This window comes from Microbacterium keratanolyticum (genome assembly GCF_016907255.1).
Classification (GTDB): domain Bacteria; phylum Actinomycetota; class Actinomycetes; order Actinomycetales; family Microbacteriaceae; genus Microbacterium; species Microbacterium keratanolyticum.
The window spans coordinates 2,317,306-2,337,190 of sequence record NZ_JAFBBQ010000001.1; the positions used below are offsets into that span (position 1 = coordinate 2,317,306).

Here is a 19,885-nt window from a genome sequence, read left to right on the forward strand (position 1 = left end):
CCGCGAGAATTACGCCGAAACGATCGGCGCGGCGTTCAGGCGGCTGCCCGACTCCAGGTCGAACGCGTGCACGTGACCCGGGTTCGCGGCCAGCGTGACCGTCTCGCCCGCGTTCGGGTGGTTACGGCCGTCGACACGTGCGACGATCTCGGTGCGCTTGCCGGCGACCTCTGCGTGACCGTAGAGGTATCCGTCGGCGCCGAGCTCCTCGACGAGGTCGACCGTGACCGAGAGGCCCTTGCCGTCGGCGGGGCCGACCGTGATGTCCTCCGGACGCACACCGATCGTGACCTGCGAACCGCTCGCGCGGCCGACCGTGTCGCGGTCGAGCGGGACGACCTCCGAGCCGAACTGCACGCCGCCGTCGACGAGGTCAGCCGTGAAGAGGTTCATCGCGGGGGAGCCGATGAAGCCGGCGACGAAGACATTCTCCGGCTTCTCGTACAGGTCGCGCGGGGTGCCGACCTGCTGCAGCAGACCGTCCTTGAGCACGGCGATGCGGTCACCCATGGTGAGCGCCTCGGTCTGGTCGTGCGTGACGTAGACCGTGGTGACGCCCAGGCGGCGCTGGAGCGACGCGATCTGCGTACGGGTCTGGACACGGAGCTTCGCGTCGAGGTTCGACAGCGGCTCGTCCATGAGGAACACCTGGGGCTGACGCACGATCGCGCGCCCCATGGCGACGCGCTGACGCTGACCACCCGAGAGGGCCTTCGGCTTGCGGGTCAGGTAGTCCTCGAGGTCGAGGAGCTTCGCGGCCTCGAGCACGCGAGCGGCACGCTCGTCCTTGTTGACGCCGGCGATCTTCAGGGCGAAGCCCATGTTCTCGGCGACCGTCATGTGCGGGTACAGCGCGTAGTTCTGGAAGACCATGGCGATGTCGCGGTCCTTCGGCGGAACGTCCGTGACGTCGCGGTCGCCGATGAGGATGCGTCCGGCGTTGACCTCTTCGAGGCCGGCGAGCATACGCAGCGAGGTGGACTTACCGCAGCCGGAGGGGCCGACCAGGACGAGGAACTCGCCGTCGCCTACTTCGAGGTTCAGCTTGTCGACAGCCGGGCGGGTGCCGCCGGGGTACAGGCGGGTTGCGTCGTCAAAAGTGACAGATGCCATGGCATTTTCTCCTTCACCGGCGGTACGTGCCGGGCGATCCTTCGTGATGGAAGCGGCGGTGCGATCCGCCGTGGCCCGTCTTTGGGCCAGGTTCAGTATGGCATGACCGGCCGTGTCTGGGAATTTCTCAGCCTGTCTCGTTAACATCGATCTATTGCTTCGCGCAATCCACCGGGGGAAACCCATCCCCGCAAACTCTCAAGAGGAACGATGTCGAGCGACGAGACGCCGAACGTCCCCACCACCCGCAATTCGCGCGAGGCGGTCCGGGAAAAGGCCCAGCAGGTGCATGCCCAGCAGTCCAGAGCCCGCGTCATCCGACGCTCGGTGCTCGGGGTCGTGGCGGTGCTCGTTGTCGGTGGCATCGCGGCCGGGGTTGTGTGGGCCGTCAGCTCCTCGGCGTCCAAGCCCGAGCTCACACCTTCAAACATGAAGGACGACGGCGTCGTGCTCCGCGCGGTCAGCGCGGAAGACACGGGTGAGATCCCCGCGACGCCGACTCCGGATGACGCGACTGCCACGCCCGCTCCCACGGCGTTGCCGACGGTGGCCGCGGGTGCGGTCGACATCCACGTGTATGTGGACTACCTCTCGCCGGGTGCCGGTCAGTTCGAGCGCGCCAACGCGCGCCAGCTGGCGAGCTGGATCGACCAGGGCGCGGCGACCGTCGCGTACCACCCGGTCGCTCTCCTGACGGCCAACTCCAGCGGTACCAAGTACTCACTGCGTGCGGCTGCGGCCTCGGCCTGCGTGGCCTCGTTGTCGAACGACAAGTTCGCCGCGTACAACCACGAGCTGCTGCTCAGCCAGCCGGAACTCGACACCGCCGGAAAGAGCGATGAAGAGCTGGCGGACATCGCGGTCGCCGTCGGAGTGGAACGACCGAAGGACGTGCGTGCCTGCATTCAGGGCAAGGACTTCGCCTCCTGGGCGAAGGACGCCACGGCCCGTGCGCTCGAGGGGCCGCTGCCCGGATCAAAGGATCTCGTTCTGAACGGCGCCCCGACGATCGTCGTGAACGGCCGCGCCTACGTGGGCGCGCTCGACGACCCGGCGGAGTTCTCGCAGTTCGTGCAGGACATCGCCAGCGATGCGTACTTCTCCACGCCGACTCCCACGCCGACCCCGACTCCGACCGAGACGGTTCCGGCGAGCTGAATCTGCCCCGTAGACTGGGGACGACCCCGCACCGGAATCGGAGCGGACGGTCTCGCCGACTTGGCGCAATTGGTAGCGCACCGTACTTGTAATACGGGGGTTGCAGGTTCAAGTCCTGTAGTCGGCACCTCAAGGATCTCCCTCGTTCTCTGCGAAGAGCGAGGGAGATTCTCGTCAGAACAGAGTGTGGTTCTGCTGCTGCGGTCGCTGCGGCTGCACTTCGATGCGTGACGCCACGCCGGCGGATGCCCCGGCGGCGGCGCTGATCAGCTCGCCTGCGGGGGCATCGCTGGAGAGCCACTCCTCGGCGAAGCCCGCGGGGATGAGCAGGGGCATCCGGTCATGGATCTCGCGGACGCGGTCTCTGGCGTCTTCCATCACGATGCTGAAGCAGGTGACCTCCAGCCCGTCTGCGGTGCGACCCGGGCGCGTGACGGCGGCGAGGCCGAGCATCTCGTCGCCGGGGAGTGCGAAGTGCTGCCAGATGCGCGAGGGCTTCTGCATCTCACGCCAGTACGACGCGGGAACGATCGCGCGCTCGGGAAGGGCCCCGCGTGCGGATGCCAGTCGCTCGGAGCGCGTGTTGATGGACGCGAAGCCTGCGGGTGCGCCGTTCACGAGGTACCCCCACCAGCCGAGCTCCCAACGATCGGAGCCGCGGATGATCGGATTCAGGTTGCGGCGGTTCTTGCCCGTCGGGAGAAGGACCTCGCCCGCGTTCTCGCGTGACCAGGCACGCAGGCCCTCGAGCATGTTCGCCTCGAGGGCAGCGCGGTACTCCTCGTCGTTGTAGCGGGGATCCAGCCCATAGCTCGCGCACATGACGTCAGAGTACGCGCGGGCGCCGACATCCGACAGGACATGCCGCGACCGGCGGTAGCCTTGGACGAGTGACCGAGAACTCCGCCGCCCGCATGCCCACGATCGTCGCGGTCGGCAGTGCGGTGTCGATCGGCGTGATGACGGCCATACAGGCGCGGATCAATGGCGTCCTGGGCGTCACGCTCGACGATGGGATCCTCGCCGGTTTCGTCTCCTTCAGCGTCGGCCTGATCGCGCTCGTCGTTCTCCTGCCACTCATGCCGCGTGCGCGACGCGGAGTCGCCGCACTGTGGTACGGGTTGCGCACGCGCAGCATCCCGTTCTGGATGCTCCTCGGCGGCGCCTGCGGTGCGCTCACCGTCTCGACGCAGGGGCTGGTTGCCGGCGCTCTCGGCGTCGCGCTCTTCACCGTCGGCGTGGTTGCCGGTCAGACTCTGCACGGCCTCGTGCTCGATCGCATCGGCTTCGGGCCGGCCGGTGTCGTCGCCGTGACACCCGGCCGGGTCATCGGCGGCGCTCTCGTGCTCGTCGCGGTGGGGATCTCGCTCGGCGGCGACGTTCTCTCGCAGGCGCCCCTGTGGATGCTGCTGCTGCCGTTCGTCGCCGGCGTCGGCATCGCCTGGCAGTCCGCCGCCAACGGGCGTCTGGCGCAGCGTGTGCAGTCGCCGATCGTGGCGACCTTCGCCAGTTTCTTCGGCGGTGCGATTCTGCTCGCGGTCGCCGCGATCGTGAACATCGTCGTCACGGGTCCGCCCGCGCCGTTCCCGACGGAGCCATGGCTCTACGTCGGGGGCCTGATCGGTGTCGTGTACATCCTGCTCGGCACGTTCATCGTCGCGAGGATCGGTGTGCTCCTGCTGGGGCTCGGCTCTGTGCTGGGTCAGCTGCTGACGTCCGCGATCATCGACCTCGTCTGGCCTGCGGCGGCAGGTCCCGCCGTATGGCAGATCATCACGATGGTCCTCGTCGGGCTCGCGGCCGTGTTCGTGGCGATGCCCCGTCGTCGCCGCGGCTAGGACTTCTTCTTCGCCTTCTTCTTATTGTTCTTCTTGTCCTTCTTGGCCTTCTTCACGGGCGCCTCGACGTGCGCAGCATCCGCGTCCTTCTTCGGCTTCGGCGCGGGCATCCGCGACATCAGCTCGCGCGCTTTGACCTCTTTGCGTCGGCCGGGCTTTCCCGCGGGCTTTCCGCCCACGTACAGCCAGCCGAGCAGCTGCTCGTTCTTGCCGAGGCCGTGCGCCTTCGCGACAGCCCGCGAGCGGGTGTAGTGGCCTGTGCGCCAGATTACGCCCCAGCCCGCCTCATCAAGCAGCAGGCTGAGCATATGGGCGACGCCGGATGCGACAGCCTCCTGCTCCCACATCGGAACCTTCTCGCTGGGGCGGTAGCTGGCGACCACCGCGATCAGCAGCGGCGCGCGCAGGGGCTTGCTCGAGGGAGACTTGTCGCCCTGCGCTTTCGCGATCGCCGCTCCCAGCGCGAGGCGGTCGTCGCCACGCAGTTCGATCAGACGCCACGGGCGCAGCGAGGAGTGATCCGCGACGCGACCGGCTGCAGCGACCAGAGTGACGAGATCCTCGTGCGAGGGGGCGACATCGGTGACCTTGGACCGGGACTGGCGTGCGCGGATCGCGTCGAGTGCGGTCACGACTCGGGAGCGGCGTCGGGCTGGAAGTTCAGCGCAACCGAGTTCATGCAGTAGCGGTCGCCTGTTGGTGTGCCGAAACCGTCGGGGAAGACGTGGCCGAGGTGTGAACCGCACGCGGCGCAGCGGACTTCGGTGCGCACCATGCCGAGGGTCGTGTCTTCGATGAGCTCGACGGCCTCCGGTCGGATCGACTCGTAGAAGCTCGGCCAGCCGCATCCGGAATCGAACTTCGTGCCGCTGCGGAACAGCTCCGCACCACACGCACCACAGGCGTAGAGGCCTGCGCGCTCTTCGTCGAGAAGTGCGCCGGTCCAGGGACGCTCGGTCGCGGCCTGGCGCAGGACGGCGTAGCTGGACTCGTCCAGCTCGGCGCGCCATTCGCTATCGGTCTTGTTCACGCGGTACGACATGGATCCTCCTGTGTTGCATCTATTCTCAACCCATTTCGGCGTGGTCGGGGCAAGCGGATGCCACGCGAGCGCGCCTGCGGTGATGCGAGACCCGCCCGCCGTAGCCTGGATGCATGACCGAGGAGTTGAGCGAGCGCGAGCGTGAGATCCTCGCGCTGGAGGCGCGCTGGCCGCAGCACAGTGGCGCGAAAGAGCAGGTGATTCGCGTCGATCTGGAGCTTGCGCCCGCCCGCTACTACCAGCTCCTCGGACGTTTGATCCTCACCGAGCGTGCCCTGGCGCACGACCCGATGCTCGTTCGTCGCCTGCGCCGACGCGAGGAGCAGAGCGCCGAGCGTCGCGTCGCCCGAAGCGCCGGATACCGCGGCTGAGAGTCTGATCGTCACGCGTACAGGTCGGTGCGGATAGCATCGAGGGGTGCCAGCACCCGTAGTTCGTGACCGATTCGATGATGTCCCGCGTACGCAGGGACGCGTAGGAGCGCACCGCGCAGAGAACCCCGGCATGAACGGCGCTGTCGTCCTGCTGTGGTCGGCGGTCGCCGTCCTCGTCCTCGTCGTCGCCGGAATCTTCGGAGCGATGATCGTCATGGGGAAGGTCTCGCTGTTCCCGCAGGCGGTCGAGACCATTGCCCCGCAGCCCAAGGAGACCGGTGTCATCGACACGACGTACTCCGTGATGGTGCTGAACGCGACGACGACGCCGAACCTGGCCGCGACCACTCGCGACACGATCGTGAACGCAGGCTGGCCGGCGACTGCGGTTATCGCCGGCGATGCGAACGCCCAGGACTTCGCGACGACGACGATCTACTACGTCGCCGATGCGGACCGCCCCGCGGCGCTCGGACTCGCCGAGGTCCTCGGGGGCGTGCCTGTCGCGCAGAGCGATGTCTATGCGGGCGATGTCGTCGAGGGTGGAAAGCAGCTCACGGTCGTGATCGGACTGGATCGTGCGGGCGAGGCGCCCGCGGAGGCCCCGGAAGAGGCCCCGGAGGATGCCCCTGCGGAGTAGTCCGCGCGCTGTTTCGCCAGGAGCGGAGTTGGCTTGCACTCGGTAGGGTCGAGTGCCAGAATGGCATTAGCACTCGCTATCAGTGAGTGCTAAATCCTCAACTTCCACGTCCAGGAGGGACGACAAGACTCATGGCAAAGATCATCGCTTTCGATGAGGAGGCCCGTCGCGGCCTCGAGCGCGGCCTGAACATTCTGGCTGACGCTGTCAAGGTGACGCTCGGCCCGCGTGGCCGCAACGTCGTTCTCGAGAAGAAGTGGGGCGCCCCCACGATCACGAACGACGGTGTCTCGATCGCCAAGGAGATCGAGCTCGACGACCCGTACGAGAAGATCGGCGCGGAGCTCGTCAAGGAGGTCGCGAAGAAGACCGACGACGTCGCCGGTGACGGTACGACCACCGCGACCGTCCTCGCTCAGGCGCTCGTGCGCGAAGGACTGCGCAACGTCGCAGCCGGCGCCGACCCCATCTCGATCAAGCGCGGAATCGAGAAGGCTGTCGCCGCCATCACCGCCGAGCTCCTCGCCAGCGCGAAGGAGATCGAATCGAAGGAGCAGATCGCCGCGACCGCATCGATCTCGGCAGCAGACGCCGCGATCGGCGAGCTCATCGCCGAGGCGATCGACAAGGTCGGCAAGGAAGGCGTCGTCACCGTCGAGGAGTCGCAGACCTTCGGCACCGAGCTCGAGCTCACCGAGGGCATGCGCTTCGACAAGGGCTACCTGAACCCCTACTTCGTCACCGACCCCGAGCGCCAGGAAGCGGTCTTCGAAGACCCGTACATCCTGATCGCCAACCAGAAGATCTCCAACATCAAGGACCTTCTGCCCGTCGTTGACAAGGTGATCCAGGACGGCAAGGAGCTCGTCATCATCGCCGAGGACGTCGAGGGCGAAGCTCTCGCGACTCTCGTGCTCAACAAGCTCAAGGGCATCTTCAAGTCGGCCGCCGTCAAGGCTCCGGGCTTCGGCGACCGTCGCAAGGCGCAGCTGCAGGACATCGCGATCCTCACGGGCGGCCAGGTCATCACCGAAGAGGTCGGCCTCAAGCTCGAGAACGCCACGCTCGACCTGCTCGGTCGCGCACGCAAGGTCATCATCACGAAGGACGAGACCACCATCGTCGAGGGTGCCGGCGACGCAGAGCAGATCGAGGGTCGCGTGACCCAGATCCGCCGTGAGATCGACAACACCGACAGCGACTACGACCGCGAGAAGCTCCAGGAGCGCCTCGCGAAGCTCGCCGGTGGCGTCGCCGTCATCAAGGCGGGCGCGGCCACCGAGGTCGAGCTCAAGGAGCGCAAGCACCGCATCGAGGACGCCGTTCGCAACGCGAAGGCAGCCGTCGAAGAGGGCATCGTCCCCGGCGGTGGCGTCGCACTCATCCAGTCGGGCACCAAGGCGCTGGATGCGCTGGAGCTCACGGGTGACGAGGCCACGGGCGCGAACATCGTTCGCGTGGGCATCGAGGCTCCGCTCAAGCAGATCGCGCTGAACGCCGGTCTCGAGCCGGGCGTCGTCGCACACAAGGTGGCATCGCTTCCTGCCGGCCACGGCCTCAACGCCGCCACGGGCGAGTACGGTGACCTGTTCGCACAGGGCATCATCGACCCGGCGAAGGTCACGCGTTCGGCTCTGCAGAACGCGGCGTCCATCGCTGCGCTGTTCCTGACGACCGAGGTCGTCGTCGCGGACAAGCCCGAGAAGGCCGCCGCTCCGATGGGCGACCCGACGGGTGGCATGGACTTCTGAGTCTGAACAGACCCACGGTCTGAACACGAGAAGGGCCCCGGCATCGCGCCGGGGCCCTTCTTCGTGCGCGCGGAGAGTGCGCGCTCCATCCCTCAGCGGAAGAGTCCCGCTGAGTACTGATCGGCATCCGCGTACTGCGTGGCCGCGTTCGCCATCGCCACGCTGATCGACGCGAGCGCCTGCTCCAGGTGCGCCTGGGCGCCCCGCCACTCCTCGACGCACGCCTGGAAGGCGTTGGCGGCGGTTCCGGTCCAGGAGCTCTGCAACTGTGTGAGCTGCGCCATCATGGCGGTGGATTCGGCCTGCATCCGGTCGGAGGTGCCTCGCACCGAGTTGGTAGTGGCGATGACGGCATCGGTGTCGACGGTGAAGACGGTCATGGGTACTCCTTTCGCAAGTACCTCGACGCTACGGACGTCCTTCAGCGGCGCGCGCAGTGCGCACGCCAGCCGTGCAGAGCCTCTGCAGAACGCTGGCTGTGCAGGAAACGCTGATCACCGTCAGCGGATGAGCGGGGCCAGCGGCTGGGTGTCCTCGTAGAGATGGCTCGCCGTCGCGAGCGGTGCGAGCGGGAACGAGACCCGGAAGGTCGCACCTCCGCCGGGGGTCTCATCGACCTGCACGGAGCCGTTCAGGGCGTGCACGATCGATGCGACGATCGCCAGGCCCAGACCGGAGCCGCCCGTCTCACGGGCTCGCGAGTTGTCCGCCCGCCAGAAGCGCTGGAAGATCTGCTCACGGATCTGCTCGGGGATGCCCTCGCCGTGGTCGACGACCGAGACCCAGCCGATGCCGGCACGGCGGTCCGCGCCGAGTACGATCTCGATCGGCGACTCCTCGGGGGAGAACCGGCGGGCATTGCCGAGCAGGTTCGCGATCACCTGACGCACCTTGTTCTCCTCGCCGAGGATGATCGGCGGTGTCAGCACCGGTACGACCTCCGCCTCCGAGAAGTCGATCGTCGGAACCGCGGGAGTCTCACGAGGGCGACGCAGGAGACGGCCGAGCGCATTGCCGGGGCGCGTGCGCGGCGGGACCGGGCCGACGGGCCGCTCCGGGCTCAGCACGGGGTCCGAGGGCGGGAGAGGTGCCGTGTCGGCTGTCGTGTCGATCACCGTCACGGTGCGTCCGGGTGAGGCCGCCCGGACATCGAGTGCGGCATCATTGGCCAGCGGCCGCAGATCGAGCGGAGCGATCGTGAGGGGACGCTGTTCGTCGAGACGCGCGAGAGCGAGAAGATCTTCGACGAGGACACCCATTCGCACGGCCTCCTTCTCGATGCGCTCCATCGCTCGGGCCGTGTCCTCCTCGCCGCGAATCGCGCCCATCCGGTACAGCTCTGCATAGCCGCGCACGCTGACGAGCGGAGTGCGCAGTTCGTGGCTGGCGTCACCGATGAATCGACGCATGTGCTGCACGGTCCGCTCGCGTTGCGCGATCGAGCGATCCAGCCTGTCGAGCATCGTGTTGATCGCGGCGTTGAGACGCCCCACCTCTGTGGTGGGTTCAAGGTCGGTCAGGCGCTGGCTGAAGTCGCCCGCTGCGATCGACATCGCGGTGGATTCGACCTGACCCAGACGGCGGAACGTGAGCGTGACGAGCCCGCGCGTGAGCAGAGCGGCTACAAGGATCGTGATGAGCGCGATCGTCGTGAACACCCCGAAGTAGGTGCCGATGATGTGGTCGACCTCGGTCAAGGACATCGCCGACATCTGGGTGTACGTGACGTTGGATCCCAGCGTCTCCCGAACCGCCACTGCCGCGCGGAACTCGGTGCCGTCCGTGCCCTCGAGCACATGGATCTTGCCGCGTTCCGCATCGACGCTCGCCTGCGCGAGCGTGTACGTCGTCGGGAAGATCGGTAGCTCGGCGCCCGCGGGTCCGCCGGCGGTCGCCCGGAGCACGCCCTGCGCGTCGTAGATGGCGACGAAGTCGTCGGCGAACCGCGGAGCGTTCGGCGACGCCGTCGCGGTGAGACCACCAGCGCCGTCACCCTCGATCGTGAAGAAGCGTTCCGCGCGATCACCGGCCGCGATCGACGCGACCTGCGTCTCCACGTTGTTGATCAAAGAGGAGCGCAGGATCGGCACGGTGCCGATTCCCGTGACGATCAACCCGAGGGCGAGAACAGCGACCGTCACACCGGTGACCTTCGCACGGAGGCTGATGCGCCGCCACCAGCGGGTGACGGCATCGGGCTGGGAGGACATGCTCAGGCTGACTTGCCCACCTTGAGCATGTAGCCGAAGCCGCGCTTGGTCTGGATGACCGGCTCTTCCGTGTGCGGGTCGATCTTGCGACGGAGGTAGGAGATGTAGCTCTCGACGATGCCGGCGTCACCGTTGAAGTCGTACTCCCAGACGTGGTCGAGGATCTGCGCCTTCGAAAGCACCCGATTGGGGTTCAGCATCAGGTAGCGCAGCAGCTTGAACTCGGTCGGGCTCAGTTCGATCGACGTCGACCCGACCTGCACGTCGTGCGTGTCCTGATCCATGGAGAGCTCACCGGCGCGGATCATCGACTCTTCGTCGGCCTGCATCGTGCGACGAAGAATCGCCTGCGCGCGGGCGACGATCTCATCGAGGCTGAACGGCTTGGTGACGTAGTCGTCGCCGCCGGCGTTGAGACCCTCGATCTTGTCTTCTGTGTCGTCCTTCGCGGTGAGGAACAGGATGGGGGCGGTGAAGCCCGCGCCGCGGAGACGCTTGGTCACGCTGAAGCCGTTCATGTCGGGCAGCATGACATCGAGGATGATGAGGTCGGGTTCTTCTTCGAGAACGGCCGAGATCGTGGCCGCGCCGTTGCCGACCGTCTTCACCGTGAATCCGGCAAAGCTCAGGCCCGTGGAGAGCAGGTCGCGGATGTTGGGCTCGTCGTCGACGACCAGGATGCGCGCTTCAGTCATGACCCCATTATGGTGACTTCCGCCCTGTAACGGCTGAACTCCGTGTGACGTTGCGCGAATCCATCAGTTCCGGAGGGGCATGCCGGGGCGATGACGGCGAGCCGACACGCCCGCGGGAGTAGCATCCAGCGCATGGATGATGACATCGGCGACTCGGCATGCTGGCTGTCTCGCGTGTGCCCCGAGTGCGGCGCGATGCTCGACGACCGCACCAGCCCGTGCTGGCGGTGCGGGATGAGGCCGGGCGCGGAGGCTACGCCGAGATGAGCTCGTCGGCGTCCATGATCGTGTAGCTGTAGCCCTGCTCCGCGAGGAAGCGCTGTCGGTTCTGTGCGTAGTCCTGGTCCACCGTGTCGCGTGCGATGAGCGTGTAGAAGCTCGCGGTGTGCCCGGACTGCTTGGGACGCAGGAGCCGTCCGAGTCGCTGCGCCTCCTCCTGACGGGACCCGAAGGAACCCGACACCTGGATGGCGACGGATGCCTCGGGAAGGTCGATCGAGAAGTTCGCGACCTTCGACACCACGAGCAGCTCGATCTCGCCGTCACGGAACTGCTGATACAGCTCTTCTCGTTCGTCGACGGGCGTCGCGCCGGTGATCTGCGGTGCGTTCAACGCTTCGGACAGCGCGTCGAGCTGGTCGAGGTACTGGCCGATCACGAGCACCCGCTCACCGGGGTGCTTGGCGATGAGATCGCGCACAGCTCCGATCTTCTGCGGGGCGGATGCGGCGAGGCGATAGCGCTCGTCGTCGGTCGCGGCCGCGTACTCCATGCGCGCGTCCGGCGGCAGATCCACACGCACCTCGAAGCAGGCGGCGGGAGAGATGTACCCCTGTGCCTCGATCTGCTTCCAGGGGGCGTCGAAGCGCTTCGGTCCGATCAGGCTGAAGACGTCGCCCTCGCGGCCGTCCTCGCGCACGAGTGTGGCGGTGAGGCCGACGCGGCGACGTGCCTGCAGGTCTGCGGTGAGCTTGAAGACGGGCGCGGGCAGCAGGTGCACCTCGTCGTACACGATGAGACCCCAGTCGAGTGCATCCAGGAGCGCGAGGTGCGCATAGGCGCCCTTCCTCTTGGCGGTGAGGATCTGGTAGGTCGCGATCGTGACCGGCTTGACCTCTTTCGCCTGACCGGAGTACTCGCCGATCTCCTCGGGGGTGAGCGAGGTGCGCTTGAGGAGTTCGTCGCGCCACTGGCGGGCAGACACGGTGTTCGTGACGAGGATCAGCGTCGTCGTCTTGGTCGCAGCCATGGCGCCCGCACCGACGATGGTCTTGCCGGCGCCGCAGGGGAGCACGACGACACCAGAGCCGTCCTTGGCGAAGGCCTCGACGGCCTGGCGCTGGTACGGGCGCATCTCCCAGCCGGACTCGGCCAGGTCGATGTCGTGCGGCGTGCCGGGGGTGTAGCCGGCGAGGTCTTCCGCGGGCCAGCCGATCTTCAGCAGCTCCTGCTTGATCTGGCCGCGCGCCCACGCGTCGATGACGTAGGTCTCGGGGCTCGGGTGGCCGATGAGCAGGGGCGAGATGCGCTTGTTGTGTGCGACCTGCGTCAGCACCGCCGGGTCGGACGAGCGCAGGATGAGCGTTCCCTCGTCGTCGCGTTCGATCACGAGCCGGCCATAGCGGTCGACGGTCTCGCGGATGTCCATTGAGACGCTCGGCGGCACGGGGAACCGGGACCAGCGATCCAGGGTGTCGAGCATGTCGTCCGCCGTGTGGCCTGCCGCTCGCGCGTTCCACAGACCGAGGCGAGTGACGCGGTAGGTGTGGATGTGCTCGGGTGCCCGTTCGAGCTCGGCGAAGATCGCCAGCTCGTGGCGTGCGGACTCCGCGTCGGAGTGTGCCACTTCGAGCAGCACGGTGCGGTCGCTCTGGACGATCAGGGGGCCATCAGACATAGCCCACCATTCTACGTGCCTCCGTCGGGGAGGGCGTCAGTCTTCAGCAGGTCGTGTGGAGCGGATGCTGCGCACCGGCAGTGTGCGCTCGACATCGGCCGCGCGGTCGCGGCCTCGCAGGCGACCGCCGCCAAGGCCGGTGACTTCGAGCGTGAGTTCGCGCGTGGACCCGTCCGGCATGCCGACTTCGACGATGAGTGCTGCGCGGCGTCGCACGGCGTTCTCGAGTTCGCGATCGAGCCAGGCCGCATCCGCATCCGCACCCTGTGCGGCCCGCAGCCGCGCGATGAGCTCTGCGAAGCGCTCATCGGCGTCGGGTGAGTCGATGGGAGGCGTCTCGGTGATGCGTGTGCGCAGTGCGCGCGTGTCGTTTCCTTCGGCGTCGACCGCGGATGCCGGATAGCGCGCGTCGGTCAGCGCCCAGAAGACTGTGTCACGCCCGACCTTGGTCGTGAGGTGATCGCCCTCGCGGACGAGCCCGAGCGGCCGCAGGCTCTGGTCGACGCCCATCGTGTCGATGAGGTGCGGATCGGAGCTCGCGACCGTGGTGCGTCCTGTGTCGGGATCCGTGGCCACGCGGATGAGCCCGTGGCGCTGCGCGGACTGCGCGACCAGGTAGCGCAGCGGCTGCGGGACGCCGGTGAGCGAGATCTGATCCAGAAACGCCAGCACGCTCTCTTCCGTCTCGCCCTCGGCGAAGGCGAGTGTCAGAGACTCTGCGGTGAAGCGGTACGACGAGGCCTGCGTCGCCGACTCGCGGTGCGCGAGGCGACGCAGGCGGAGGTCCATTGCCGGAACCAGCGGCCCCGGAGCGATCGCCGTCAGATCGTTCTGCAGGAAGATGCGATCGACCTCGACGGGAAGCAGCGTCCGCAGGGCGTCCACGTCGGCGGTGCCCGTGAGGCGCAGGGGGCGTGCCCACGCGGGCTCGCCGGACGCGGTCGTCAGACCGAGGAGCGCGGCGCGATGCTCGAGCTCGGCGCTGACGGCGGGCCAGTTCGGATCCCAGGGATGGGCATCGGCCCACAGCGAGGGGGCGATCCATCCGCCGCTCGACGTGCGAAGGGCGGGAGCGAGGTGCGTGCGGAAGCTCTCGGCGAGAGCGGCCCAGCGTTCGATGCCGGGCAGGCGAAGCCAGGTGTCGCCTCGAGCGGTGAGGGTCAGCGTGCGGCCGGAGGCGTGCAGCAGACCCGCATCGAGCGCGAAGGAGATGAGCGCATCCAGATCGGCCGTATCGTCCAGGATGCTCCGCTCTGCGAGCCGCCGACGCTCCGTCGCGCTGAGTGCGCCGGTGCTGAGCAGGGCAAGTGGTGTCTCCGCGGCCGTGAGCAGGACATCGGCGAGAGCGAGGACCACCGTGAAAGCGCGCTCGGCGGCATGGGCGGCATCGATGTCGGTCGACGGCGCCACCGGATGCTCCGCAGCGGCGGGTTCAAGCTGGCGCGTCGCGAGAGCGTCGGCGACCTCAGGGTAGGGGGTGCCGTCGCTGCGCAGGAGCGCGGTGCGTGCGAGAAGGTCGTCTCCGGCAGCCCGTGAGTCTGCGTCGGCCCGGGAGGACGACGACTCAAGCAGTGCCTGTGCTTCCGCGCGGGTCAGTCGGGGGAGGAACCGCTCGATCGCGGCGGGTTCCAGCAGAGACTCCGCCGCATCGAAGAAGTCATGCCAGGAGACCTGCGCCGAGATGCCGCGACGCGTGAAGAGCACGGCGAGGGCATCATCGCTCTGCGCGGCGAGCCAGTCGGCCAGGGGGCGCGCGTGCGTGCTCATGGAGTGACGTGCTCGACGGGCTCCGTCAGGAGCGTCGCGCCGCGCGTCCTCTCCGGACGAAGCTCGTGATGAGGAGAGTCAGGATCATGACCATGGCCAGCGGGAGGCCCCACAGGGGGATGGCTCCGACGAGCGGCCACATGCCGACCGAGAAGTCCTCCTGTGACATTCCCATCGCGGAGGCGATGATGATCGTGAAGAAGCAGAGCACAGCCGCCGTGGCAAGGCCCAATGCCGTCACAGCCAGGAATCGGTCGAGCCGACGGATCGGAACCTCAGGGGAGTTCTTCGGGGCGCTCATCTCTCCCAGCCTAGCCGCTCCCTGGGCGGTAGGCTGGATGCGCGCATGCCCGGCATCCGCACTCTGTTTTTCCACCTCGACCCTCGGGTCGATTGCACATCCAGCGAGGTTCTCCATGCCCACCGGCAAGGTCAGGTTCTACGACGACGAGAAGGGGTTCGGCTTCATCGCCTCCGATGAAGGCCAGGACGTCTTCCTGCACGCCTCTGCCCTCCCCGCCGGCGCCACTGTCAAGCAGGGCGCTCGGGTGGAATTCGGCGTCGCCGACGGCAAGCGCGGACTCCAGGCACTGTCCGTGCGCGTGCTGGACGCTCCGCCGAGCCTCGCGAAGGCGAAGCGCAAGTCCGCCGATGACATGGCGATCATCATCGAAGATCTCGTGAAGCTCCTCGACACGATCGGCGGCGACATGCGCCGCGGCCGCTACCCCTCGTCGAGTCAGGGACACAAGATCGCAGCCGTGCTGCGGAAGGTTGCTGATGACCTCGACGCCTGACGCCGACGAGCGTCTGATCAACGCGCGTGATCTCGCGCTCGCAGCGCTACACGAGATCACGCCCGCGACGACGGTGGGCCCGCCCGCGGGCTACCTCGTCGAGGACGACGGCTCGGTGTCGCTGCGGTTCGAGAACCGCCTGCCCGGATACCCCGGCTGGTTCTGGACAGTCACGGTCGCGCGCGTCGAGGGCGAAGAGCCGACGGTTCTCGAAGCGGAGCTGCTGCCCGGCGACGGCGCGCTGGTCGCGCCCGAGTGGGTGCCCTGGGCGGAGCGACTCGCCGAGTACCGCGCGCACGCCGCAGAGCTCGCCGCGCAGGCCAAGGCGGCTGAAGTCGACGGTGATTCCGATGACGACGCGGACGACGATGAGGCGGACCTCGATGACGTCGACCTGGGCGACGAGGACTTCCTCGAAGATCGCGACGAGCGGCAGCTGCACGCCGGCGACGTCGACGGTGTCGACATCGATGAGCTCGATGACGAGTCAGACGAAGACGACTCGGATGATGACGACGACTCGGATGACGACGACCGCGACGCCGACGAAGAAGAGTGACAGCACGAAGGCGGCTTCGCTACGCTGAAGCAGCCTTCGAAGAGAACTGCCCCGCACGGATCACCGTGCGGGGCAGTTCTGTGTTCAGGAACCGCTGTTCTCGATCACGTAGTCGAGGGAGCGGATGAGCTGACGCACATCGTCGGGCTCCACCGAGACGAACGTGGCGATCCGCAGCTGATTGCGGCCGAGCTTGCGGTACGGCTCGGTGTCGACGATGCCGTTGGCGCGCAGCGTGGCGGCGATCGCGGCAGCATCCACCGAGTCGTCGAAGTCGATCGTGACAACGACCTGCGAGCGGTGTGCAGGATCTGCGACGAAAGGCGTCGCGATCGACGAGGCCTCAGCCCAGTCGTAGAGCGCCTGGGAGGACTCTGCTGTGCGCGATGCCGCCCAGGACAGTCCGCCGTTGTCGTTGATCCACCGCAGCTGGCTGTCGAGCAGGTGCAGGGTCGTGAGGGCAGGCGTGTTCAATGTCTGGTTGAGTCGCGAGTTGTCGAGCGCCTGCTTCAGGCTGAGGAACTCCGGGATGTAGCGGTCGCTCGCGGCGATGCGCTCGATGCGCTCGATTGCGGCGGGGGAGACGGCCGCGAACCACAGTCCGCCGTCCGAGCCGAGGTTCTTCTGGGGGGCGAAGTAGTAGACGTCGGTCTCGGTGGCGTCGAAGTCGATGCCGCCGGCGGCGCTGGTTGCGTCGATCACCGTCAGCGCGCCGTCTGTGGTCACGCGGCGGATGGGAGCTGCGACACCGGTGGAGGTCTCGTTGTGCGGCCACGCGTACACGTCGACGCCCTCGACGACCTCGGCGTCGATCAGCGAGCCGGGCTCGGCGGAGCGGACATCCGGACCCGTCAGCCACGGGGCAGCAGCCGCCTTCGCGAACTTGCCGCCGAACTCGCCGAACACGAGGTTCTGGCTGCGCTGTTCGATCAGACCGAATGCGGCCGCATCCCAGAACGCCGTCGAGCCGCCGTTGCCGAGCACGACCTCATAGCCGTCGGGAAGTCGGAACAGCGACGAGAACCCCTCCCGCACGCTTCCCACCAGGTTCTTCACCGGCGCCTGCCGGTGCGATGTGCCCAGCAGGGACGAGCCCACGGCGGCCAGCGCTTCGACCTGCGCCGGGCGCACCTTCGAAGGACCGCAGCCGAAACGGCCGTCGACGGGCAGAAGTTCGCGGGGAATCTCGATCGCCATGGCTTGATTCTAGGGGAGCGCGGCGGGCCGTTCCGCCGCGCGCGCCTCCGAGGGTGACACAGAATGTAGGCTTGCCTAAGCCCGTGACTAGGAGAACGCGATGACCGATCTGATCGACACCACGGAGATGTACCTCCGCACCATCCTCGAGCTCGAGGAGGAGAACATCATTCCGCTGCGCGCGCGGATCTCCGAGCGACTCGGTCACTCGGGGCCCACGGTCTCGCAGACGGTCGGCCGCATGGAGCGCGACGGACTCGTCGTCGTGTCCGAGGACCGCACGCTGGAGCTGACGGACGCCGGTCGCCGCAAGGCCGTCGACGTCATGCGCAAGCACCGTCTCGCCGAACGCCTGCTCTCTGACGTCATCGGCCTCGACTGGGCGTTCGTGCATGAAGAGGCCTGCCGCTGGGAGCACGTCATGAGCGAGCAGGTGGAGCTGCGCCTCATCGAGCTGCTCGGCCACCCCACGGAGTCGCCGTACGGCAACCCGATCCCCGGCCTCGACCAGCTGGGCAGCGCCACCGCCCGCACGTTCGATGAGGGTGTCGTCGGTCTCGTGGTGAAGCTGAAGGACGCGGACGGACCCATCGAGGGGACTGTCCGACGCCTCGCCGAGCCGGCGCAGGTCGATCCCGAGCTGCTGCAGCAGCTGCGCGAGGCCGGCGTCGTTCCCGGCGCCCACGGCTCGTACCGCTTCAGCGAGGGCTACGTGCTGATCGAGATGGACGGCCAGGACGAGGGCCTCGAGCTTCCCGTCGAGCTCGCTTCTCACATCTTCCTCGTGGCGATTCCCGACGCCCAATAATCCGCGTGATTCCGCGGCTTTTCGGCGTTCTGCGCGGATTGTCAGGTTCTGAGGGTGACATAAACGTTATCTTCCGGTAACGTCAAACCGTCATCAGCGAGAAGCCAGTTGATGATCACCGTGATGGTTGCCTCACCGGCTCGTCACCATTACGGAGACCAACGCACATCGTGCCCGAAGATCACGCGTGCCCAGAGAAACGAGTGACGAGCCTGCGCAACCCGAGCGCTGAGGTGCTGGAGGACCAGCTTTGGCTGTAGAGATCGCAACGCCCGAGAACGACGACAACCCAAATATCGAGAACACGCAGAACCGCGGAGTCACCCGTCGGAGTCGCGCCAAGGGCGTGGCCATCCTGCGTGAGACGAAGGCGTCGCGTCCCAGCGGTCGTTCGCTGGTCAAGCCCTTGCGCTCGATCGCGATCTTCGGTGCCGTCGGCGCTCTCGTCACGGCCATCGCCCTGCCGGCCTTCGCAGCCAGCAAGCCGAGCGATGCCGCCCCTGCAACGCTGCAGCAGCTCGCGGCGGAGGACGCCCAGTCCATCGTCGTCGCTTCCGAGGCCACGGCCGCTCCCCTCGACATGGGCACGTTCAGCGCCACCACTCCGGAGGAGATCGAGAAGGCGAAGGCAGAAGCGGCCGCTGCCGCCCGTGCGGCCGCAGTGGCCAGCTCCGGCGGGGCCTCGCTGGCCGGCATCGATCTGTCGATGGTCGCTCCCGGCTCGGGTGAGGTTCGGTACCCGCTCGCTCAGGGATCCTTCACGTCCGGAGAGGGCCCGGGTTCGGGCCGCGGCCACCAGGGCTGGGACATGCTCGCCCCGACCGGAACCCCGATGTTCGCTGCCGCTTCCGGCGTCGTCCGCGTGTCCAGCGAGGGCTACTACGGCTACGGCGTCGCGATCGTGATCGACCACGTCATCGGCGGACAGTCGGTCTCGACGCTCTACGGTCACATGGACTACGGCAGCCGCCTTGTCAGCGCCGGAGAGACGGTCTCGGCGGGTCAGCTGATCGGCGTCGTCGGCAACACCGGCAACTCCTACGGTTCGCACCTGCACTTCGAGGTGCACATCGGCGACGGCATCGTCGACCCGGCTTCCTGGCTCGCGGCGAACGCCGGCTGATCCGCCCCGTCGAGGCGGACACGTTCATCTCAGATTCATCCATCTCCCACGAGGATGAGCTAGCCTGATTCCGTCGTCGTCAGGACGGAGGAAGCTGATGGAGCGAATACCGGGCATCCGAACCACGGATGCACTCGGACACTTCGCTCTGCAGCATTGCATGCAGGACTTTCACGGTGTCACCGTGCAGAAAGGCGCTGTCTTAGAGACAGCGCCTTTTTTCGTCCCTGCAGGTCCCTTCGCGCTGCGCGGCGGCAGAGAAGTCGAGAGTGCCGGGAAGCCGTCCCGGCGGATCGAAGGGATGCAGGATGCGCACACTCGTGCTCAACGCGGGCTATGAGCCCCTCGCGATCGTGTCGTTCAAGCGCGCGCTCGTTCTCGTCATGAATGAGAAGGCGTCGGTGATCGAAAGCGTCATCGGCGATCCGGTCTGGACCACGCGCGCGGTGTACGAGCGTCCCGCGGTGATTCTCCTGACCCGCTACGTGCGCATTCCGCAGGCGAGACGGGTCCCGGTGACGCGACGAGGGGTGCTGCGGCGCGACAATCACCGATGCGGGTACTGCGCGAAGCCGGCATCGACCATCGATCATGTGCTGCCGCGCTCGCGCGGCGGGCAGGACTCCTGGGAGAATCTCGTCGCCTGCTGCCTTCGGTGCAACAACACCAAGAGCGACAGGACGCCCCAGGAGATGGGGTGGGAGCTGCGGATGGCGCCGCGTGCCCCGCACGGCGCCGCCTGGACGGTGCGCGGCACCGAGCGTGGTGACCCGCAGTGGGCACCGTACCTGGGGCTCGCAGCCTAGAGACAATCTGGCCAGAAGGCCGATGCTCGGGCCGTGCTGTCCGTCCAAAGGATGACAGGCGAATGGTCCCGTAGGGGGAAGCGCGTCACGCGGGGTGCCGGAAACACTGG

General features: G+C 67.4%; 21 protein-coding genes and 1 tRNA gene. 11 read left to right on the top strand and 11 right to left on the bottom strand.

Going from position 1 to position 19,885, the window contains the following annotated elements; genetic code table 11:
• Positions 1-9: 9 nt before the first annotated feature.
• Positions 10-1,113 carry an ABC transporter ATP-binding protein gene (locus JOD62_RS11190; RefSeq protein WP_204939357.1) on the bottom strand — a complete coding sequence of 368 codons (1,104 nt, stop codon included), beginning with the start codon at positions 1,111-1,113 and terminating at the stop codon, positions 10-12.
• Between the two features lie 210 nt (positions 1,114-1,323).
• Between JOD62_RS11190 and JOD62_RS11195 the strand changes: the two genes are divergently transcribed.
• Together JOD62_RS11195 and JOD62_RS11200 are read left to right on the top strand one after the other, a co-directional pair.
• Positions 1,324-2,271: a DsbA family protein gene (locus tag JOD62_RS11195; protein ID WP_204939358.1), complete on the top strand. Its 948-nt coding sequence runs from the start codon at positions 1,324-1,326 to the stop codon at positions 2,269-2,271.
• Between the two features lie 54 nt (positions 2,272-2,325).
• Positions 2,326-2,398: transfer RNA gene (locus tag JOD62_RS11200), tRNA-Thr, on the top strand.
• A gap of 47 nt (positions 2,399-2,445) precedes the next feature.
• Here the strand turns inward: JOD62_RS11200 and JOD62_RS11205 are convergent.
• Entirely contained in the window at positions 2,446-3,093 is a 648-nt protein-coding gene (locus tag JOD62_RS11205; RefSeq protein ID WP_204939359.1) for an SOS response-associated peptidase family protein, read from the bottom strand.
• Positions 3,094-3,161: 68 nt separating this feature from the next.
• Here JOD62_RS11205 and JOD62_RS11210 point away from each other — a divergent pair, with 68 nt between their 5' ends.
• Positions 3,162-4,109 (top strand): DMT family transporter, encoded by a 948-nt coding sequence (locus JOD62_RS11210; RefSeq protein ID WP_307818805.1) that lies wholly within the window; start codon positions 3,162-3,164, stop codon positions 4,107-4,109.
• Here JOD62_RS11210 and JOD62_RS11215 read toward each other — a convergent pair.
• A complete protein-coding gene (locus tag JOD62_RS11215) occupies positions 4,106-4,741 on the bottom strand; it encodes a nitroreductase family protein (RefSeq protein WP_204939360.1) in 636 nt (211 codons plus the stop codon). The two genes, JOD62_RS11210 and JOD62_RS11215, sit on opposite strands and share 4 nt — an antisense overlap.
• Positions 4,738-5,151, bottom strand: coding sequence for a peptide-methionine (R)-S-oxide reductase MsrB (gene msrB / locus JOD62_RS11220; protein ID WP_204939361.1), 414 nt, complete (start codon positions 5,149-5,151; stop codon positions 4,738-4,740). Before msrB ends, JOD62_RS11215 begins: the two co-directional genes overlap by 4 nt.
• A 113-nt stretch (positions 5,152-5,264) precedes the next feature.
• On the opposite strand from msrB, the gene JOD62_RS11225 reads away from it, so the two are divergent.
• The 3 genes from JOD62_RS11225 to groL all read left to right on the top strand — a co-directional run bounded on the left by JOD62_RS11225 (position 5,265) and on the right by groL (position 7,916).
• A complete protein-coding gene (locus JOD62_RS11225) occupies positions 5,265-5,522 on the top strand; it encodes a DUF3263 domain-containing protein (RefSeq protein ID WP_204939362.1) in 258 nt (85 codons plus the stop codon).
• Positions 5,523-5,568: 46 nt separating this feature from the next.
• Positions 5,569-6,165, top strand: coding sequence for a LytR C-terminal domain-containing protein (locus JOD62_RS11230; RefSeq protein WP_271171517.1), 597 nt, complete (start codon positions 5,569-5,571; stop codon positions 6,163-6,165).
• A gap of 131 nt (positions 6,166-6,296) precedes the next feature.
• Positions 6,297-7,916, top strand: a complete 1,620-nt coding sequence (gene groL / locus JOD62_RS11235) for a chaperonin GroEL (protein ID WP_204939363.1) — start codon at positions 6,297-6,299, stop codon at positions 7,914-7,916.
• Between the two features lie 92 nt (positions 7,917-8,008).
• Here the strand turns inward: groL and JOD62_RS11240 are convergent, their stop codons facing one another.
• The 6 genes from JOD62_RS11240 to JOD62_RS11265 form a co-directional block, all read right to left on the bottom strand.
• Complete coding sequence (locus JOD62_RS11240; protein WP_204939364.1) at positions 8,009-8,296, bottom strand: WXG100 family type VII secretion target; 288 nt, start codon at positions 8,294-8,296, stop codon at positions 8,009-8,011.
• A 120-nt stretch (positions 8,297-8,416) separates the two neighbouring features.
• Complete coding sequence (locus JOD62_RS11245; protein ID WP_204939365.1) at positions 8,417-10,126, bottom strand: sensor histidine kinase; 1,710 nt, start codon at positions 10,124-10,126, stop codon at positions 8,417-8,419.
• Between the two features lie 2 nt (positions 10,127-10,128).
• Positions 10,129-10,821, bottom strand: a complete 693-nt coding sequence (locus JOD62_RS11250; RefSeq protein ID WP_204939366.1) for a response regulator transcription factor — start codon at positions 10,819-10,821, stop codon at positions 10,129-10,131.
• A 253-nt stretch (positions 10,822-11,074) separates the two neighbouring features.
• The gene (locus JOD62_RS11255) at positions 11,075-12,718 is read right to left on the bottom strand and encodes a DNA repair helicase XPB (RefSeq protein ID WP_204939367.1); all 1,644 of its coding nucleotides are present in this window, start codon (positions 12,716-12,718) and stop codon (positions 11,075-11,077) included.
• Between the two features lie 36 nt (positions 12,719-12,754).
• The gene (locus JOD62_RS11260) at positions 12,755-14,485 is read right to left on the bottom strand and encodes a helicase-associated domain-containing protein (RefSeq protein WP_204939368.1); all 1,731 of its coding nucleotides are present in this window, start codon (positions 14,483-14,485) and stop codon (positions 12,755-12,757) included.
• A gap of 25 nt (positions 14,486-14,510) precedes the next feature.
• Positions 14,511-14,786 (bottom strand): multidrug ABC transporter ATPase, encoded by a 276-nt coding sequence (locus JOD62_RS11265; RefSeq protein ID WP_204939369.1) that lies wholly within the window; start codon positions 14,784-14,786, stop codon positions 14,511-14,513.
• 115 nt (positions 14,787-14,901) lie between these two features.
• Between JOD62_RS11265 and JOD62_RS11270 the strand changes: the two genes are divergently transcribed.
• The gene (locus JOD62_RS11270) at positions 14,902-15,282 is read left to right on the top strand and encodes a cold-shock protein (protein ID WP_204939370.1); all 381 of its coding nucleotides are present in this window, start codon (positions 14,902-14,904) and stop codon (positions 15,280-15,282) included.
• Positions 15,266-15,841: a DUF3027 domain-containing protein gene (locus JOD62_RS11275; RefSeq protein WP_204939371.1), complete on the top strand. Its 576-nt coding sequence runs from the start codon at positions 15,266-15,268 to the stop codon at positions 15,839-15,841. The genes JOD62_RS11270 and JOD62_RS11275 overlap by 17 nt, the downstream gene beginning before the upstream one ends.
• 84 nt (positions 15,842-15,925) lie before the next feature.
• Here JOD62_RS11275 and serC read toward each other — a convergent pair whose 3' ends face one another.
• Positions 15,926-17,038, bottom strand: a complete 1,113-nt coding sequence (serC, locus tag JOD62_RS11280) for a phosphoserine transaminase (RefSeq protein ID WP_204939372.1) — start codon at positions 17,036-17,038, stop codon at positions 15,926-15,928.
• Between the two features lie 100 nt (positions 17,039-17,138).
• Between serC and JOD62_RS11285 the strand changes: the two genes are divergently transcribed.
• The 3 genes from JOD62_RS11285 to JOD62_RS11295 all read left to right on the top strand — a co-directional run bounded on the left by JOD62_RS11285 (position 17,139) and on the right by JOD62_RS11295 (position 19,775).
• Positions 17,139-17,846 carry a metal-dependent transcriptional regulator gene (locus JOD62_RS11285; RefSeq protein ID WP_204939373.1) on the top strand — a complete coding sequence of 236 codons (708 nt, stop codon included), beginning with the start codon at positions 17,139-17,141 and terminating at the stop codon, positions 17,844-17,846.
• A 250-nt stretch (positions 17,847-18,096) separates the two neighbouring features.
• The gene (locus JOD62_RS11290; protein ID WP_239526649.1) at positions 18,097-18,969 is read left to right on the top strand and encodes a M23 family metallopeptidase; all 873 of its coding nucleotides are present in this window, start codon (positions 18,097-18,099) and stop codon (positions 18,967-18,969) included.
• 308 nt (positions 18,970-19,277) lie between these two features.
• Entirely contained in the window at positions 19,278-19,775 is a 498-nt protein-coding gene (locus JOD62_RS11295; RefSeq protein ID WP_204939374.1) for an HNH endonuclease, read from the top strand.
• The last annotated feature ends 110 nt before the right edge of the window (positions 19,776-19,885 follow it).

Excerpts from the sequence above, each read along its gene's own strand:
- JOD62_RS11190 (WP_204939357.1), bottom strand. The coding sequence starts at position 1,113 with ATGGCATCTGTCACTTTTGACGACGCAACCCGCCTGTACCCCGGCGGC.
- JOD62_RS11195 (WP_204939358.1), top strand. The coding sequence starts at position 1,324 with ATGTCGAGCGACGAGACGCCGAACGTCCCCACCACCCGCAATTCGCGC.
- JOD62_RS11205 (WP_204939359.1), bottom strand. The coding sequence starts at position 3,093 with ATGTGCGCGAGCTATGGGCTGGATCCCCGCTACAACGACGAGGAGTAC.
- msrB (WP_204939361.1), bottom strand. The coding sequence starts at position 5,151 with ATGTCGTACCGCGTGAACAAGACCGATAGCGAATGGCGCGCCGAGCTG.
- JOD62_RS11225 (WP_204939362.1), top strand. The coding sequence starts at position 5,265 with ATGACCGAGGAGTTGAGCGAGCGCGAGCGTGAGATCCTCGCGCTGGAG.
- groL (WP_204939363.1), top strand. The coding sequence starts at position 6,297 with ATGGCAAAGATCATCGCTTTCGATGAGGAGGCCCGTCGCGGCCTCGAG.
- JOD62_RS11240 (WP_204939364.1), bottom strand. The coding sequence starts at position 8,296 with ATGACCGTCTTCACCGTCGACACCGATGCCGTCATCGCCACTACCAAC.
- JOD62_RS11245 (WP_204939365.1), bottom strand. The coding sequence starts at position 10,126 with ATGTCCTCCCAGCCCGATGCCGTCACCCGCTGGTGGCGGCGCATCAGC.
- JOD62_RS11250 (WP_204939366.1), bottom strand. The coding sequence starts at position 10,821 with ATGACTGAAGCGCGCATCCTGGTCGTCGACGACGAGCCCAACATCCGC.
- JOD62_RS11255 (WP_204939367.1), bottom strand. The coding sequence starts at position 12,718 with ATGTCTGATGGCCCCCTGATCGTCCAGAGCGACCGCACCGTGCTGCTC.
- JOD62_RS11260 (WP_204939368.1), bottom strand. The coding sequence starts at position 14,485 with ATGAGCACGCACGCGCGCCCCCTGGCCGACTGGCTCGCCGCGCAGAGC.
- JOD62_RS11265 (WP_204939369.1), bottom strand. The coding sequence starts at position 14,786 with ATGAGCGCCCCGAAGAACTCCCCTGAGGTTCCGATCCGTCGGCTCGAC.
- JOD62_RS11270 (WP_204939370.1), top strand. The coding sequence starts at position 14,902 with ATGCCCACCGGCAAGGTCAGGTTCTACGACGACGAGAAGGGGTTCGGC.
- JOD62_RS11275 (WP_204939371.1), top strand. The coding sequence starts at position 15,266 with ATGACCTCGACGCCTGACGCCGACGAGCGTCTGATCAACGCGCGTGAT.
- serC (WP_204939372.1), bottom strand. The coding sequence starts at position 17,038 with ATGGCGATCGAGATTCCCCGCGAACTTCTGCCCGTCGACGGCCGTTTC.
- JOD62_RS11285 (WP_204939373.1), top strand. The coding sequence starts at position 17,139 with ATGACCGATCTGATCGACACCACGGAGATGTACCTCCGCACCATCCTC.
- JOD62_RS11295 (WP_204939374.1), top strand. The coding sequence starts at position 19,278 with ATGCGCACACTCGTGCTCAACGCGGGCTATGAGCCCCTCGCGATCGTG.